Genomic DNA, 15,398 nt, shown 5'->3' on the forward strand with positions numbered 1-15,398 from the left:
CTGCCGACCACACGGCGGACTACTCCGGGATGTTCTTGCTGAAGTCCTTGATCCAGGCACGGAGGTCCGGGCCGAGGTCCTCGCGCTCCGAGGCGAGCGTGACCACGGCCTTCAGGTAGCTGAGCTTGTCGCCCGTGTCGTAGCGGCGGCCACGGAAGACGACACCGTACACGCCGGACCCTTCGCCGTCGGCGCCCGCGAGGGTCTGCAGGGCGTCGGTCAGCTGGATCTCGCCGCCGCGGCCCGGCGCGGTGGTCTCGAGGACGTCGAACACGCGGGGGTGCAGGACGTAGCGGCCGATCACGGCGAGGTTGGAGGGCGCGTCCTCGACGGCCGGCTTCTCGACGAGCTCGTTCACGCGCACGTGGCCCTCGCCGTCGATCTCGGTGATGTCCGCGCAGCCATAGGCGCTGATCTGCTGGGGGTCCACCTCGATCAGGGCGATGACGGACCCGCCGGTCTTCGCCTGCACCTCGATCATGGTCTCCAGCAGGGGGTCGCGCTCGTCGATCAGGTCGTCGCCGAGCAGGACGGCGAACGGCTCGTTGTTGACGTGCAGCCTGGCGCGCAGCACGGCGTGGCCGAGGCCCTTGGGGTCGCCCTGGCGGAGGTAGTGGATGTCCCCGAGTTCCGAGGGGCGACGGACGGCGGCGAGCTTGTCGTGGTCGCCCTTGTCCTCAAGGGTCTGCTCGATGAAGGGGACGCGGTCGAAGTGGTCCTCGAGGGCACGCTTGTTGCGCCCGGTGATCATCAGGACATCGGACAGCCCGGCGTCCACGGCCTCCTGCACCACGTACTGGATGGCGGGCTTGTCGACGACGGGGAGCATCTCCTTGGGCATCGCCTTGGTCGCGGGAAGAAAACGGGTTCCCAGCCCGGCCGCGGGGATGACGGCCTTAGTCACACGTGATCGCAAAGTCATGGGATCCACACTACAGAACGGCCCCCCTTTTGCCGGGCACTCGGCACAATGGTCGGATGAGTCCTTCTCCCCGTGCTAGTAAGCCCCCTGCCGAGGTCGGTGCCGACAAGGCCCGGCTGCGCCGCTCCCTCCGCCAGGCCCGCGCGGCCCTCGCCCCGGCGGACCGGCAGGACCAGTCGGCGGCACTCGCCCGGGCCGTGACGGACCACCTCGGGAGGACCGCCGTCCTGCCCGCGGACACGGCGCCCCGCCCCACCATCGCCGCCTACCTCGGCGTCGACCCGGAACCGGACACCGCCCCCCTGCTCGAGGAACTGCACCGCCTCGGCTACGGGGTGGCCGTCCCCGTGTGCGAGCCCGGATACCAGCTGTCCTGGACCGCCTGGGCCCCCGGGGTCCCGCTCCAGCGCTCCGTGCGGGCCCCGGTCCTGGAACCCACCGGCCCGCGGCTGGCGTTCGAGGACCTGCCCGACGTCGCCCTCATCCTCGTCCCCGCTCTCGCCGTGGACCGCGCCGGTCACCGGATCGGCCAGGGTGGCGGGTACTACGACCGCTTCCTCGCCCGCCATCCGCTCGGTCACGCCGACGCCGTTCCCCGGCTCGGCGTCGTCTACCGGTCCGAGCTCCTGCCCGCGGGGGACGTCCCGACCGAGCCCTGCGACCAGCCCCTCCCGGGCGTCTTCACCGCGGACGGGCTCCTGGAGGTCGGGTCACTCGGGCCGCCCGTGTAGACTGGCACTCGACCCCGGAGAGTGCCAACAGCTGGTGCTGGAAGCGTGCCGATCGGGGACCACGAAGCCTGTCCAGGAGGATCTCCATGCCCATGTACGCCTATGCCTGCAAGGACTGCGGCCACACCTTCGACATCCAGCAGTCCTTCTCCGACGACTCCCTGACCGTCTGCCCCGTGTGCGACGGCGCGCTGCGGAAGAAGTTCAACAGTGTGGGTGTGGTGTTCAAGGGCTCGGGTTTCTACCGCAACGACTCCCGCGCGACGACGTCGAGCACGGATGCGAAATCCACCACTGCGTCCTCGTCGCCGGCATCCTCGGAGACGTCCGGCGCCGGTGCGTCGAAGGGCACGTCGGCGTCTACGTCCGTGGCTCCGGCCGCCTCCGGGGCCGACCGCGCCGCGTCCTGACTCCGCGGATGTGCACATAGCAGCGGCACCGGCTCGCGGGCGGCACGCCCACGCCTAGCGTCGGTCCATGCAGACCGTACGCCGCCCCCCGGGCGCCCCGCTCCGCCGCCGCCTCCACAGGACGGTGCACCGCCGAAGGAGGCTCCTGGCCTGCCTGTTCCTGTGTGCTGCCGCGGGCGTCGCCGTCGAGGCGATCGTCGAGGACCACCCGACGACGGCGGTCGTCAGCGCAGCCCACGACCTCGCTGTCGGGACCGTCCTGACGCAGGCCGACGTGTCGGTCGTCAGGGTCCCCGACCAGGCCGTCGCGGCCGGCACTCTCCGCCGCGTCGATGAGGTGGTGGGCCGGCAGCTGGCGACTCCCCTGCCGGAGGGCTTCCCGTTCTCCGCGACCGCGTTCGTCGGTGACGGCCTGCTGACCGGGATGGAGCACGGCACCGTCGCGGTCCCGCTCCGGCCGGCCGATCCCGCGACCGTCCAGCTGCTCACCCCCGGACAGCGCGTGGACGTGATCCTCAGCGCCGGCGACGGCTACGACGTCCCCGGCGACGCGACGGTCCTCGCGCGGTCGGTCGCCGTCCTGTGGACCGCACCGGATGCCGGCGGCGGGACCTGGCCGGGCGCCGGGGACGACGACGGTCTCGTCGTCGTCGCGGCGGGCCCGGAGGACGCCGCGGCGCTTGCCGGGGCGTCCAGCGCCGGCGACGTGCACCTGGTCCTCACGAGCGGCTCATGAGGACCGGCGGGCGCTCCCAGGCGGTCCTTCCCTGCCGTCGGTCGCGATGCTCAGCCCCAGTGCGGGGGACGCTGCTCCCGAAGCCAGGCGTCGTGATCGTCGGGAGTATCGCCCCACGACCGCGGGTCGTCCTCCCCCGCGGTCGTGGGGACGGCCGGCACCGGGTCCTTCGGGGAATTAACGGCGCCGGTGCGGCCGCCGACCGGGTGCTCGTCGCTCTGGCTCATCGTCTGGACGTCCTTCCGGGGTCAGGGCTGGTCCGCGGGCTCGCGGGTCGGCAGTCCGATGACCGCCGACGCGCGCTCGGCGCAGCCGTCCGGGTCCGTGAAGACCTCTATGGTCCACAGCGGCATGTAGCGCCACCCCATGCGTTCGAGGATCTGCGGCCTGAGCCTGCTGCGCTCCCGTACCGACATCGACCTGTAGCGGGCGGTGCCGTCCGATTCGATGGCCAGCGGGGCCGGCCGTTCGTCCTGGGCCGCGGCTGCGGTCCCGTCGGCGCGGAGATCGGCGGGCCGGACCGCGACGATGTCGAGGACGCCCGCGTAGTGGTCCCACACCTCGGCGCCGCGGTGCCGCAACCGGTCCACGAGGTCCGCCACGAGCGGGTCCTCGTTGCTCCCGGGCACCGGCCGACTCCGGCCGGCGCTGCCGCCGAGTTCGCGCTGGAGCAGTTCGAAGAAGTCCAGGGCGCCGGCGGTGAGGCGGTCCGGGTCGAGGTCGGAGGGCTCGAAGCAGGTCAGCACGTGCTGGAGCCGGCGGGCGCGCGTCATCGCCAGCACGAAGTTGCGGCGACCGTCGGGACCGGACAGCGGACCGAAGGAGTGCAGGGCACGCCCGTGGGGGGTCCGGCCGTAGCCGAGCGAGAAGATGATGTCGTCGCGGACCAGGCCCCCGGCGCGCTCCACCGGGACGACCCGGAAGGACTCCCGGCCTGGCGTGAAGAACCCGGCGGCCCAGGGGAACTCGGCCATCTGCAAGCGGATGGCCTCGCCCACCCGGGCGGCGTGCCGGGTACTGGCGGTGACGACGGCCAGGGAAGAGCGCGGGCGGTGCCGGATGTGCTCGAAGACGAGGTCGACGACGCGCTTGACCTCGACGTCGACGCTCTCCACGCCGTCGTGCTCGGAGCTCGGCATCCCCGTGCCGTTCGGCAGGTATTCGACCACGAGTCCGCGACCGGCCCCCGTGACCTCGGAGGCCTGCGGCAGGCGGGTGAGCTTCCCGTCGTAGAACGATTCGCTGAGATAGGCGCCCAGTCCGCGGTCCACGCCGCGGTACACCTCGGTGAGCCCGCGAACGGGCAAAACCGACCGCAGCGCGTCGAAGGCGCTGGGCAGGGGCTCGAGGGTGGAGGCACGGTCGGCGGACTGCACCTCGATGCTGAACCGGGTGGGCGCGGCCAGGCGGTCGTCGCCGAAGATCACGGTCTGCGAGGCACGCGCCACGCACGGTACCGCGCTCTGCAGGGACATCGATTCGCCGTCGAGGAGAACTGCGGTGTCGAACCGGTAGCCCTCGGGAACGGCGCCCCTGATGGTCAGCGGGCTCACGGCCCAGACGGGCAGCAGTGCGCCCACGAGGTCGCGATGGAGGGCAGCGAAGACCTCGAGGGTCAGGGTGCCGTCCTTCAGCTCCTGGCGCAGTCGCGCGGCATCCTGGGGGTGGTTCTCGACCGCTTCCCGCCAGCGCTCCGCGAGGATCCAGCGGACCCGGGCGGGTCCCGACGCGATGTGCGCGTTGTCCGCGAGCCGGTACTCCGCCTCGAGCGTGCGCAGGCTTGCGCCGTCCGACATCGCGAGGTAGTCGTCCCCGCTGATCATGGCCTCCAGCGCGGACTGCCACCAGGCGAGCTCGAGTTCGGTTCCCACGCGATCGGCGGGCACCTCCCGGGCTGCGAGGTCGGTGAGCAGGTCCGCGAGGCCCTGCTCACGCATCTCGTCGAGGAGCAGTGTGCGCTCGGGCAGGGTCTCCAGGGTGTCCCTGTCCGCGGCGAGGTCACGCAGCAGGACCTCGAGGCCGTCCAGGGGCAGCCCGGCGAGGTCCGGGTGCTCCGCCGTGGGCCGGAGGGTGGCGGTGAGCTCGGCGAGGCGCCCCTCGACGGCACGGTAGGACGCGTGGATCTCGGCCAGCCCGGTCGGCACGGAGGGGTGGCGCTCGGTGAGGGCGTAGCGGGTCCACTGGGTGCGCTGCTGCTGTACCTCGAGCAGCGAGCTGTGGAGGTCGGAGATGTGGACGCCGGGCCGGATGTACTCCTTGGCCACGCGTCGCAGCCGGGAGCGGGTCATCGAGCTCATCTCGATGCCGCGGTCCTTGCGCCACGCGGACGGCGCCGTGGCCGAGATCAGGTCCGTCACCGGGCGGTCGAAGATGTCGGGCGTGAACTTGTCGAGGCTGCCCCGCACGGTGAGGAGGAGCTCGAGCTGCTCGCCCCACTCCCTGAAGCTCTCGCCGAGGGTGATGTGCGAGTGCTCCGCGACGCGCTGCACCTCACCGCGCAGCGCGGGGATCCCGGTGGCGAGCTCCTCGGCGACGGCGTGCGCGTGTTCGGTCTCCTTGCGGTTGAGCAGCTGCGCGCCGTACCAGGGGCTCTCGGTCGAGGCCTTGCTGAAGCTGCCCAGTTCGGCGGCCCGCCGGAGCCGCTCGGTGAGCTCCCTGCGGTCGGCGATGGAATCGAGGACGCTGCGCTTGAGGCGCACCGTGGTCGAGGGCGCCGGGTCGAGCGCGGTGAGTCCGGCCAGGGACTGCATCGCCTGGTAGGGCGAGCACCCCCACCGGCTCCGGACGTTGTGCAGGCTGCGGACGTGCTCGACCAGCTGGTGCCGTCGCTCGGTGAGCGTGGAGTGCAGGGTCTCGAGCGACGGCTCGGTGGCCTTCTCGTTCCGCACCAGGGCCCGGATCACGGCGTCCCGCAGCTGGGCGGGACCGGTCTGGCTGCCGAGCTGGAGCACGAGGGAGCCGAGGTTCAGGCCGTCGAGGTCCTGGACGAATTCGTTGAGCGTGCCCCGGCGTTCGGCGGCGAGGACCACGCGGCTGCCTGCGGCCGCGGACCTGACCGCGAGGTTGAGCGCCGTCTGCGTCTGGCCCGTCCCGGGCGGGGAGGCGACAACGACGCTCACGCCGGCGGATGCGAGGTCGAGGACCTCCTGCTGGGCGCGGTCCGCGTCGAGGATCAGGAGCTCGTCCTGGGGGTCTCGCTCGTCGGGGGCCGGGAAGGAGAGCCCGTCGTCCGCCGTCGCCAGGGACGCGGCTGCCCCCTCGTCGCCGCGCGCCGACGCCAGGAGCGCCGCCAGGACGGGGTGCTCGGGGTGCAGGGCGCGGTCGCCCTTCACCCCGGCCAGGTCCGCGAAGGTCGACACGAGGATCCGGTGCTCGATCGACATGCCGCGCACGCCGTCGCTGAGCACGCGCATGCGCTCGAGGACGGGATGCGGGTCGAACCGGGCGGTCCCGTAGGCCAGGCGCGCGATGGCCGCCGGGTCCAGCGTGAGGCCCTGCTGGTCCCGGAGGTGGCGGACCAGCGCGGGGTTCATGTGCGCCTGCTCGGTGATCTGGAGCTCGTAGTCGTCCTGCGAGGCGTGGACCGTCAGGGACACGGCGGTCAGGAGGACCGGGGCGTTGAGGGTCTGCGACCGCCCGGTGTCGTCCACGGAACGCCACGACGCCGTCCCGGCGGCCAGGTAGCCGACGTCGATCCCGCGTTCGGTCCCGAGTTCGAAGATCTTCGCGCGGAGGGCGCGGGCTGCCGCCTTGGCCGCGCTGTACTGCACCGGATCGCGGAGGAGGGTGGACAGCCTTGTCCGGCGTCCCGCGAGGAGCTGGGCGAGGCCCGAGGGGTGCGCGTGGGTCAGGTCGATGCTGGTGCCGGCGGACGGACGGAAGTGGAGCAGCGTGTCCCCACTGGCCTGCGACCCGAGTCCGTCGAGCCAGGGCTCGAGGAAGTCTCCGGCGGCCGGGCCCTCGGGCGCCGGCGTCGGCTGTTGCTCCGACGCTGTGTCGGGCGTGCCCTCCTGCGGCTGATCCGCCGGCACTCCCGCCGCATCATGCTGGTCCTGCTCCGGCACGACCGCCTTCTTCCCTGCATTGTCACGTGCTGATTTCGACCAGATGGGCATGTCCTCCAAGTTATCCGAAAAGCGCTCGCGCCCGTCGGATAGCAACGCGGGCCAGGGTGGGTGTATCCCTCCCCCGGGGCCCGCCTACTCCCATTCGATGGTTCCCGGCGGCTTGCTCGTCACGTCGAGCACCACGCGGTTGACGCCGTCCACCTCGTTGGTGATCCGGTTCGAGATGCGTGCCAGCAGATCGTACGGCAAGCGGGACCAGTCCGCGGTCATGGCGTCCTCGCTCGAGACCGGACGCAGGACGATCGGATGGCCGTAGGTGCGGCCGTCCCCCTGCACGCCGACGCTGCGGACGTCCGCGAGCAGCACCACGGGCATCTGCCAGACCTCGTTGTCGAGTCCGGCCGCCGTGAGTTCGGCGCGCGCGATCGCGTCCGCCGTGCGCAGCAGCGCGAGCCGCTCCTCCGTGACCTCCCCGACGATCCGGATGCCCAGGCCCGGGCCCGGGAACGGCTGGCGTCCCACGATCTCCGCCGGCAGGCCGAGCTGGGCGCCGACGGCGCGCACCTCGTCCTTGAAGAGGGCCCGCAGGGGTTCGACGAGTTCGAACTGCAGGTCCTCCGGCAGGCCGCCCACGTTGTGGTGGCTCTTGATGTTCGAGGCGCCCTCGCCGCCGCCGGATTCGACGACGTCGGGGTAGAGCGTGCCCTGCACGAGGAAGCGGATGGACTCGCCGTCGGCCGCCGCCTCGCTGATGATGGCCCGTTCGGCCTCCTCGAAGGCGCGGATGAACTCGCGGCCGATGATCTTGCGCTTGGTCTCGGGGTCGGAGACGCCGGCGAGGGCGTCGAGGAACCGGCGCTGCTCGTTCGCGACGTACAGCCTGACGCCGGTCGCCGCGACGAAGTCGCGCTCCACCTGCTCCGCCTCGCCCTCGCGCAGCAGTCCGTGGTCGACGAACACGCAGGTGAGCTGATCTCCCACGGCGCGCTGCACGAGTGCGGCGGCCACGGCGGAGTCCACCCCGCCGGACAGTCCGCAGATCACGCGGGCGTCGCCGACCTGCTCGCGGATGCGCTGCACCTGCTCCTCGAGGATGTTGCCGGTGGTCCAGTTCGGGGCCAGCCGCGCACCCCGGAAGAGGAAGTTCTCGATGACGGCCTGGCCGTGCTGGGAGTGCTTGACCTCGGGGTGCCACTGCACGCCGTAGAGGCCCTTCTCCTCGTTCGCGAACGCAGCGACGGGCGCGCCGGCGGTGCTCGCGAGGACCTCGAAGCCCTCGGGAGCGGACTGCACGCTGTCCCCGTGGCTCATCCACGCGTTCTGGTGTTCAGGGGTGCCGCTGAGAATGGAGCGGGCCCCACCGTCGGAGCGGACGTCCGTGGAGCCGTACTCCCGCAGGCCCGTCTTCGCGACGGTGCCGCCGAGGACGTTCGCCATGGCCTGGAAGCCGTAGCAGATGCCGAGAACCGGCACGCCGGCCTCGAAGAGGTCGGCCTCCACACGGGGTGCACCCTCGGCGTAGACGCTCGAGGGCCCACCGGAGAGGATGATCGCCGCGGGGTTCTTCGCGAGGATCTCCTGCGTGCTCAGGGTGTGGGGCACGATCTCGGAGTAGACGTCGGCCTCGCGGACGCGGCGCGCGATCAGCTGGGCGTACTGCGCGCCGTAGTCGACGACGAGGACAGGTCGGTGTTCGGAGCCGTTCTCGGGGATAGTCACCCGTCAACAATAGTCTGCGCGCCCTGCCCGGGCCGCATCAGGGGGCCTCTGTGAAGTTGCTCGGCCGGAAGGGCGCTCAGTAGCGGGGGGCGGCCTCGGGGTGCGCGGCCAGGTCCTCCTCCGCCTGGCGGTGGACCCGCTTCTCGACGACGAAGGACAGCAGCGGCACCACGCCGCCGAGGGCGATGAGGACGAACCGGCCGAAGGGCCAGCGCATGAGCTGCCAGAGGCGGAAGTCCGCGATGAGGTACACCACGTACAGCCAGCCGTGGACGATCAGGACGGTGGTCGAGAGGTTCAGCCCTCCGGCCGTCGCCGCGACGGCCTCCGGCAGGAACTGCAGGGGCGCGCCGCCCCCGGCGACGATCTCCGTCCCGAAGCCGTACTTGGCGACCATCTCCACCACGACGAGCAGGAGCATGACGCCCGTCGCGTAGGCGAGGACCTTGTAGAACGTGAGCGCGGACCGGATCTGCGCGTGCGTGCCGCCGAACCGCCGCCGCGGGGTGCCCGTCGCGGGCCGGCGGCCCGATCCGGTGGTCGGGTCGAGCGCTGGTTCAGTCACGGTGTGTTCCGCCTTCGGTCTCGGGTGTCATCTCGGAGTGTGCTGCGGAGTGCGCTGCGGGCCCTGCCTCGGACCGGGTGCCGGAGGCCGGGTAGTCGCCTGTCGCCAGGGCGGCGTCCTCCGCGTCCTCGAGCGTGCGGCGGTGGTCGTCGGCGACGAGGCGCCACCACAGGAAGAACGCGAAGCCGGCGAAGACGAACCACTCGATCGCGTAGAAGATGTTGAGCCAGTTGATCGGTGTCTCCTGCGGCTGCGGTCCGACGACCACCGGTTCCATCCCGGCGGCGAAGGGCACGTCCGTTCCCCCGGCGGTCACCGTCGTCGCGACGACGAAGGCGGCGTAGGCGCGCACGTCCCACCGGTTGGCCAGTTCGGCCGTGGCCAGTGAGGGGACCTGGCCCTCGACGGGCCGCTGCACCACAGGCGCTTCGGGCGGCAGGAGGCGTCCGACGACGGCGGCCCGGCCCTGCTGTTCGGGCAGGGAGGCGGCGTCGTCGGCCGCGGCTACCCAGCCGAGCACGATCGGGAGGACAGCGCCCTGCGCGGGCTCGCCCCCGGGCGTCGCCGCGCCGTCGACGGCGAAGCCCTGGATCACCCAGAAGCCGTCCTCGCCGTCGCGCAGGCGGTCCTGGACGAGGGTGCGGGTGTCCGGGAGGAACGCGCCGTCGAAGGAGACCATCTGGTCGGCGCCGGTGGCGTACAGGGGCGTGAGGGGCTGGAGGACGTCGGTCAGGGGCCGGACCTCCTCCGTGGAGCTAGGTGCGGGCGGCGGGGCCTGCCGGGAGGAGTCGAACTGCCACTGGCTGAGGAGCACGAAGACCGAGGCGATCGCCATCGCGAGGATCAGCAGAAGGATCCATCGAGGCTTGAGCGCGGTCTTCAACACCCCTTAACGGTACTTCGTGACTCTGTAGAACAACGAATGACGGCCGCACCGGACGGCGTCGGGGCAGGGCGGGAAAAACTGATTGGGAAACCTCTATCACTGAGTGCGGATCCGGTCTACGCTTGGTCCTCGTGCGCTCCTACCCCTATTCCCTCTCCGGCCCCCCGGACGTGCGCTCGCCTGCGCGCTACCTGCTGTGGATCGCCGGCCAGCAGAAGGCGACCCTGGCCGCCGGAATCCTGCTCGGCACCGTCTGGATGGCCTCGCAGGCCGTCATGCCCTTCGTCCTCGGCCGGGCCATCGACGACGGCGTCATCGGCGCGGACTACCCGGCGCTCCTCGCATGGGCAGGGATCCTGCTCGGCCTGATGGTGGTCCAGGCGGTCTCCGACACCGCGACGCACCGCGCCGGTGTGAGCAGCTGGATGCAGGCTGCGTTCCGCTCCGTACGTCTCGTGGGCCACACCATCAGCAGGACCGGCGAGGCGCTGCCCTCGGCGCTGTCCACCGGGGAGGTCGTCTCGACGGCGGCCTCCGACGCCTTCCGCCTCGGGGAGGTCTACGAGGTCCTCACGCGTCTCGTCGGCGCCGCCGCGGCCTGGCTCGTCGTGACCGCCCTGATCTGGCAGACCTCGCCCGTGCTCGGCGTCGTGGTGCTCACGGGCGTCCCCGTGTGCTGCGGACTGCTCCTGTTCGTGGTGCGGCCCCTGCAGGCACGGCAGCGCGAGCAGCGCGAGGCCTCCGGCAGGATGACGGCGGTCGGCGCGGACACCGTGGCCGGCCTGCGCGTACTGCGCGGCATCGGCGGCGAGCACATCTTCGTGGACCGGTACCGGGCCCGCTCCGCGGAGACCCGCGACTCGGGCATCCGCGTCGCGCACTCCCTCGCCGACCTCGAGGCGTCGCAGGTCTTCGTCGCGGGCACCTTCAGCGTGGTCTTCACGTGGGTCGGGGCGTCCCTGGTCCTGGCGGGGGACATCACGCCCGGCGAGCTCGTGGCGCTGTACGGCTTCTCGATCTTCCTCATGACGCCGATCCGGGCCGCGGCCGACTCCGTGGCGCGCTTCATCCGCGCCCACGTGGGCGCCCGGAAGATCCTCGCCGTGCTGGCGGTCGACCCCTATGTCGCCGACAGCACGACGCCGGTCCCCGCCCCGCCGTCGGGCTCCGCCCTCGTCGACGGACGCTCCGGGGTCGTCGTCGAACCCGGCCTGCTCACCGCGGTCGTCTCGAAGGACCCCGCCGAGGCGACGGATGCCGTCACGCGCCTCGGGCGCTTCGAGGACGCCGTCCTCGAGGAGGCGACGGTCCGGTGGGGCCCGGCCGACCTGCGGCATGTGCCGCTGGCCGCCGTCCGCGAGCGCATCGTCGTCAGCGAGGCGAGCCCCCAGCTCTTCAGCGGACCGCTGCGCCGACAGCTCGATCCCCACGGCAGGCACGACGACGGCACGATCCTCGCGGCCCTCGAGGCCGCCAGCGCCCTCGACATCCTGGACGGGCTCGACGGCGGCCTCGATCACGCCGTGACCGAACGGGGCCGCGGCTTCTCGGGAGGACAGCGGCAGCGCCTCGTCCTGGCCCGCGCCTATCTGACCGACGCCGAGAACCTCGTCCTGGTGGAACCGACGAGCGCCGTCGACGCGCACACCGAGCAGCGCATCGCGTCCCGGCTGGCCGCGGCACGGCGGCGGGACGGCCGGACGACCGTCGTCGTCACCGCGAGCCCGCTCGTGCTGCGGGCCGTGGACCGCGTGGTCTTCCTCGAGGACGGCCGCGTCGCCGCGCAGGGCAGCCACCAGGACCTCATGACCAGCACCCCCGCCTACCGAGATGTGGTGATCCGCAGTGAGTAGCACGGCCACGCTGCCCGTCGCCGCGGCGAGAACCGTCCGCGACGAAGCCGTCCGTCTGATCCGCCACCACCGGCGGGCCCTCGGAGCGGTGATCGCCCTGTACATCGGGTCGGCCGTCGCGGGGCTCGCCGGTCCCCTGCTGCTCGGCGTCCTCATCGACGCCGTCGCCGCGGGCACGACGCCCGGGGTCGTCGCGTCCGTGTCCCTCGGGATGCTCGGGTTCCTCGCGGTGCAGTCGCTCCTGCGCCGGTACGCGGTCCGGTCCGGCATGGTGTTCGGCGAGCGCGTGTTCGCCGAGCTGCGTGAGGACTTCATGGCGGACGTCACGGCACTGCCCCTCTCCACGGTGGAGACGGCCGGCACCGGGGACCTCGTGGCCCGCACGACCAACGACATCGACGCGGTGTCCCACACGGTCCGCTTCGGCGTGCCGCAGGTCGTCGTCTCCGTGGTGACCATCGTCCTGACGCTCGGCGCAGCCGTCGTCGTCTCCCCGGTCCTGTCCCTGGCCCTCCTCGTGGGGCTGCCGCTGCTCTGGCCCGTCACGCGCTGGTACCTGCGGCGCAGCGGCGGCGGGTACATGCGCGAACGCGAGACCTACGCCGTCGTCAACGGGACCATCACCGAGACCATCGAGGGCGCGCGCACGGTGGACGCGCTCGGCCTCGGCGGGTTGCGCCGCGCGGACCTCGACGACGCCCTCGGCGCGAGCTACCGGGCGGAGCGTTACACGCTGTGGCTGCGCTCCGTCCTGTTCCCCGCCGCGGATGTCGCGTTCTGGCTACCCGCCGCCGCCGTCCTGGTGTGGGGCGGCTGGCTCTCCGGGCAGGGCCTCGTCACGCCCGGCGCCGTGGCCGCCGTCGCCCTGTTCGCGGTGAGGCTCATCGACCCGGTGGACCTGCTCATCATGTGGACCGACGAGATCCAGGTGGGCGCCGCCTCGCTGGCCCGGATCGTCGGCGTCAAGGGCGTCGCCCCGGACCGGGAGGCGACGACGGCGGAACCCGTGGACGAGGACATCGTCGTCTCGTCCGCCACCTACGCCTACCGTCCCGGGCACAACGTGCTGCACGGCGTGGACCTGACGCTCGCCCGGCGCGAACGCCTCGCCGTCGTCGGCCCCTCGGGTGCCGGCAAGTCGACGCTGGGGCGCCTGATCGCCGGGATCCACCCGCCGACGACGGGCTCCGTGACGGTGGGCGGCGTGCCGCTCGTCGACCGGCCGCTCGACGACCTGCGGCGCGAGGTGGCGCTCGTGACGCAGGAGCACCACGTGTTCGTCGGCTCCGTGTCCGACAACGTGCGCCTCGGCCGGGCGGACGCGGGCGACGGCGAGATCGAGGACGCCCTGCGCAGCGTCGGGGCGCTCGACTGGGTGAAGCAGCTGCCCGAGGGCGTGGAGACCGAGGTGGGCTCGGGGGCGTACGAGCTGACTCCCGCGCGGGCGCAGGAGCTCGCCCTGGCGCGGCTCGTCCTCGCCGATCCGCACACGCTGGTCCTCGACGAGGCGACGTCGCTGATCGATCCGCAGGCGGCCCGCGACCTCGAACGGTCCCTCAACGCGGTCCTCGAGGGACGGACCGTGGTCGCGATCGCGCACCGGCTGCACACCGCGCACGACGCCGACCGCGTGGCCGTGGTCGAGGACGGCCGGATCGCCGAGCTCGGCTCGCACCAGGAACTGCTCGCGCTCGACGGCGCCTACGCGGCCCTGTGGCACTCGTGGCAGACCGAGTAGCTCAGCTGCCTGCGGAGTGGCCTCAGCCGCTGGTCGTCCCGGCCGCTAATGGCCTCAGGCGCTAGTGGTCGAAGAACACCAGCGAGGAGTTGATCAGTTCGGCGATCACCTCGGCGTCGTGCGCGCGGCGCAGCGACTCCCGGAAGTTCTCCTTGAACAGGCTCCGGGCGATCGTCGCGAGCACCTCGAGGTGCTCCGAGAAGGACTGCGCGGGCGTGGCCATGAGGAGCACGAGGGTGGCCGGTCCGTCGACGGCGCCGAAGTCGAGGCTGTGCCCGAAGCGCGTCACCCCGACGGCGATCGAGGTCTGGTTGACGTACTCGCTGCGCGCGTGGGGCAGGCCGACACCCCCGGGGAGACCCGTGGCCATCTGGTGCTCCCGCGAGTTCACCTGGTCGAGGAAGGCCTGGAGGTCGGAGATCCGGCCGGCCTCGTACAGCCGACCGGCGAGCTGGGCGGCGGCCTCCTCCTTGGAGGCCGCCTCCATCTCGAGGATCACGAGGTCGGGGGTGGTGAGGTCGGCGTCGTGCAGATCGAGCGGCTTCTCGCTCACAGGGTGCCTTTCGGTGTTCAGTCGACCGAGACGTACGGCGAGAGGACTACTTCCACCCGCTGGAATTCCTTCAGATCCGAGTACCCGGTGGTGGCCATCGCGCGCCGCAGGGCCCCGATCAGGTTGGACGTGCCGTCCGTGTGGTGGGACGGACCCCACAGCACTTCCTGCAGGGGCCCGACGGTCCCGATGTTGACCCTGTCGCCGCGCGGCAGTTCCGGGTGGTGCGCCTCCTGGCCCCAGTGCCACCCCTTGCCGGGTGCCTCCTCGGCCCGGGCGAGCGCGGAGCCGAGCATGACGGCGTCGGCTCCCATGGCGATGGCCTTGACGATGTCGCCGCTGGCGCCCATGCCGCCGTCCGCGATGACGTGCACGTAGCGTCCGCCCGATTCGTCGAGGTAGTCGCGCCGCGCACCGGCGACGTCGGCGATGGCGGACGCGAGCGGCGAGTGGATGCCGAGCGCCCGGCGCGTCGTCGTCGTCGCCCCGCCGCCGAAGCCCACCAGGACGCCGGCCGCGCCGGTGCGCATCAGGTGCAGGGCCGGCGTGTAGCCGGCCGCACCGCCCACGATCACGGGGACGTCGAGTTCGTAGATGAACTTCTTGAGGTCGAGCGGTTCCTCGTTCTTGGACACGTGTTCGGCGGACACCGTGGTGCCGCGGATGACGAAGATGTCCACGCCGGCCGCGAGGACCGTCTTGTAGAACTGCTGGGTGCGCTGCGGGGTGAGCGATCCGGCGACCGTCACGCCGGCCTCGCGGATCTCGGCGAGGCGGCTCGTGATGAGGTCGGCCTGGATCGGGGCCTCGTAGATCTCCTGCATGCGGCGGGTGGCGGCCGGGCTGAAGTTCTCGGCGCTCAATGCGGCGATCTCGTCGAGGACCGGCTGCGGGTCCTCGTAGCGGGTCCACAGCCCCTCCAGGTTGAGGACGCCGAGGCCGCCGAGCCGTCCCAGCGCGATGGCCGTGGCAGGCGACATCACGGAATCCATGGGGGCAGCGATGACCGGCATCTCGAACTGGTAGGCGTCGATCTGCCAGTTCACGGAGACGTCGAGCGGATCACGGGTGCGGCGGGACGGCACCACCGCCACATCGTCCAGCGAATATGCCCTGCGTCCGCGCTTGCTTCGGCCAATCTCGATCTCATAAGTCACTGTTCTAGGTTAGCCCAGCACGCCCTCCCGGCAGGTGTCGCGTCCCCGAGTGGGGACTGTC

The 15,398-nt window shown here is 72.0% G+C and carries 13 protein-coding genes; 5 read left to right on the plus strand and 8 right to left on the minus strand.

Features of this window, described 5'->3' with window-relative positions:
* Window positions 1-19: 19 nt before the first annotated feature.
* The gene (gene galU, locus C4K88_RS03445) at window positions 20-922 is read right to left on the minus strand and encodes a UTP--glucose-1-phosphate uridylyltransferase GalU (protein ID WP_104120191.1); all 903 of its coding nucleotides are present in this window, start codon (window positions 920-922) and stop codon (window positions 20-22) included.
* A gap of 56 nt (window positions 923-978) precedes the next feature.
* Here galU and C4K88_RS03450 point away from each other — a divergent pair, with 56 nt between their 5' ends.
* From C4K88_RS03450 to cpaB, 3 genes are all read left to right on the plus strand, one after another.
* Window positions 979-1,653: a 5-formyltetrahydrofolate cyclo-ligase gene (locus C4K88_RS03450; protein ID WP_104120192.1), complete on the plus strand. Its 675-nt coding sequence runs from the start codon at window positions 979-981 to the stop codon at window positions 1,651-1,653.
* An 86-nt stretch (window positions 1,654-1,739) separates the two neighbouring features.
* Window positions 1,740-2,063, plus strand: coding sequence for an FmdB family zinc ribbon protein (locus C4K88_RS03455; protein ID WP_104120193.1), 324 nt, complete (start codon window positions 1,740-1,742; stop codon window positions 2,061-2,063).
* Window positions 2,064-2,130: 67 nt separating this feature from the next.
* Window positions 2,131-2,799 (plus strand): Flp pilus assembly protein CpaB, encoded by a 669-nt coding sequence (cpaB, locus tag C4K88_RS03460; RefSeq protein ID WP_104120194.1) that lies wholly within the window; start codon window positions 2,131-2,133, stop codon window positions 2,797-2,799.
* Window positions 2,800-2,849: 50 nt separating this feature from the next.
* Here the strand turns inward: cpaB and C4K88_RS17685 are convergent, their stop codons facing one another.
* The 5 genes from C4K88_RS17685 to C4K88_RS03480 all read right to left on the minus strand — a co-directional run bounded on the left by C4K88_RS17685 (window position 2,850) and on the right by C4K88_RS03480 (window position 10,036).
* A complete protein-coding gene (locus C4K88_RS17685) occupies window positions 2,850-3,026 on the minus strand; it encodes a hypothetical protein (RefSeq protein WP_241521677.1) in 177 nt (58 codons plus the stop codon).
* 21 nt (window positions 3,027-3,047) lie between these two features.
* Window positions 3,048-6,863 (minus strand): DUF4011 domain-containing protein, encoded by a 3,816-nt coding sequence (locus C4K88_RS03465; RefSeq protein ID WP_241521678.1) that lies wholly within the window; start codon window positions 6,861-6,863, stop codon window positions 3,048-3,050.
* Window positions 6,864-6,998: 135 nt separating this feature from the next.
* Window positions 6,999-8,585, minus strand: coding sequence for a glutamine-hydrolyzing GMP synthase (gene guaA / locus C4K88_RS03470; protein ID WP_104120195.1), 1,587 nt, complete (start codon window positions 8,583-8,585; stop codon window positions 6,999-7,001).
* A gap of 76 nt (window positions 8,586-8,661) precedes the next feature.
* Window positions 8,662-9,150, minus strand: a complete 489-nt coding sequence (locus tag C4K88_RS03475) for a DUF3817 domain-containing protein (protein WP_104120196.1) — start codon at window positions 9,148-9,150, stop codon at window positions 8,662-8,664.
* On the minus strand, window positions 9,143-10,036 hold the full coding sequence (locus C4K88_RS03480) for an SURF1 family protein (RefSeq protein ID WP_241521679.1): 894 nt from the start codon (window positions 10,034-10,036) through the stop codon (window positions 9,143-9,145). The genes C4K88_RS03475 and C4K88_RS03480 overlap by 8 nt, the downstream gene beginning before the upstream one ends.
* Before the next feature lie 131 nt (window positions 10,037-10,167).
* Between C4K88_RS03480 and C4K88_RS03485 the strand changes: the two genes are divergently transcribed.
* Both C4K88_RS03485 and C4K88_RS03490 read left to right on the plus strand, forming a co-directional pair.
* Window positions 10,168-11,889 carry an ABC transporter transmembrane domain-containing protein gene (locus C4K88_RS03485; protein ID WP_104120324.1) on the plus strand — a complete coding sequence of 574 codons (1,722 nt, stop codon included), beginning with the start codon at window positions 10,168-10,170 and terminating at the stop codon, window positions 11,887-11,889.
* On the plus strand, window positions 11,882-13,627 hold the full coding sequence (locus tag C4K88_RS03490; protein WP_174705201.1) for an ABC transporter ATP-binding protein: 1,746 nt from the start codon (window positions 11,882-11,884) through the stop codon (window positions 13,625-13,627). Before C4K88_RS03485 ends, C4K88_RS03490 begins: the two co-directional genes overlap by 8 nt.
* Window positions 13,628-13,688: 61 nt before the next feature.
* Here C4K88_RS03490 and C4K88_RS03495 read toward each other — a convergent pair whose 3' ends face one another.
* Both C4K88_RS03495 and C4K88_RS03500 read right to left on the minus strand, forming a co-directional pair.
* Window positions 13,689-14,180: a PTS sugar transporter subunit IIA gene (locus C4K88_RS03495; RefSeq protein ID WP_104120197.1), complete on the minus strand. Its 492-nt coding sequence runs from the start codon at window positions 14,178-14,180 to the stop codon at window positions 13,689-13,691.
* Window positions 14,181-14,197: 17 nt separating this feature from the next.
* Window positions 14,198-15,337: a GuaB3 family IMP dehydrogenase-related protein gene (locus tag C4K88_RS03500; RefSeq protein WP_104120198.1), complete on the minus strand. Its 1,140-nt coding sequence runs from the start codon at window positions 15,335-15,337 to the stop codon at window positions 14,198-14,200.
* Window positions 15,338-15,398: the final 61 nt, after the last annotated feature.

This window comes from Arthrobacter pityocampae, from assembly GCF_002927275.1.
Taxonomy (GTDB): Bacteria; Actinomycetota; Actinomycetes; order Actinomycetales; family Micrococcaceae; genus Arthrobacter_D; species Arthrobacter_D pityocampae.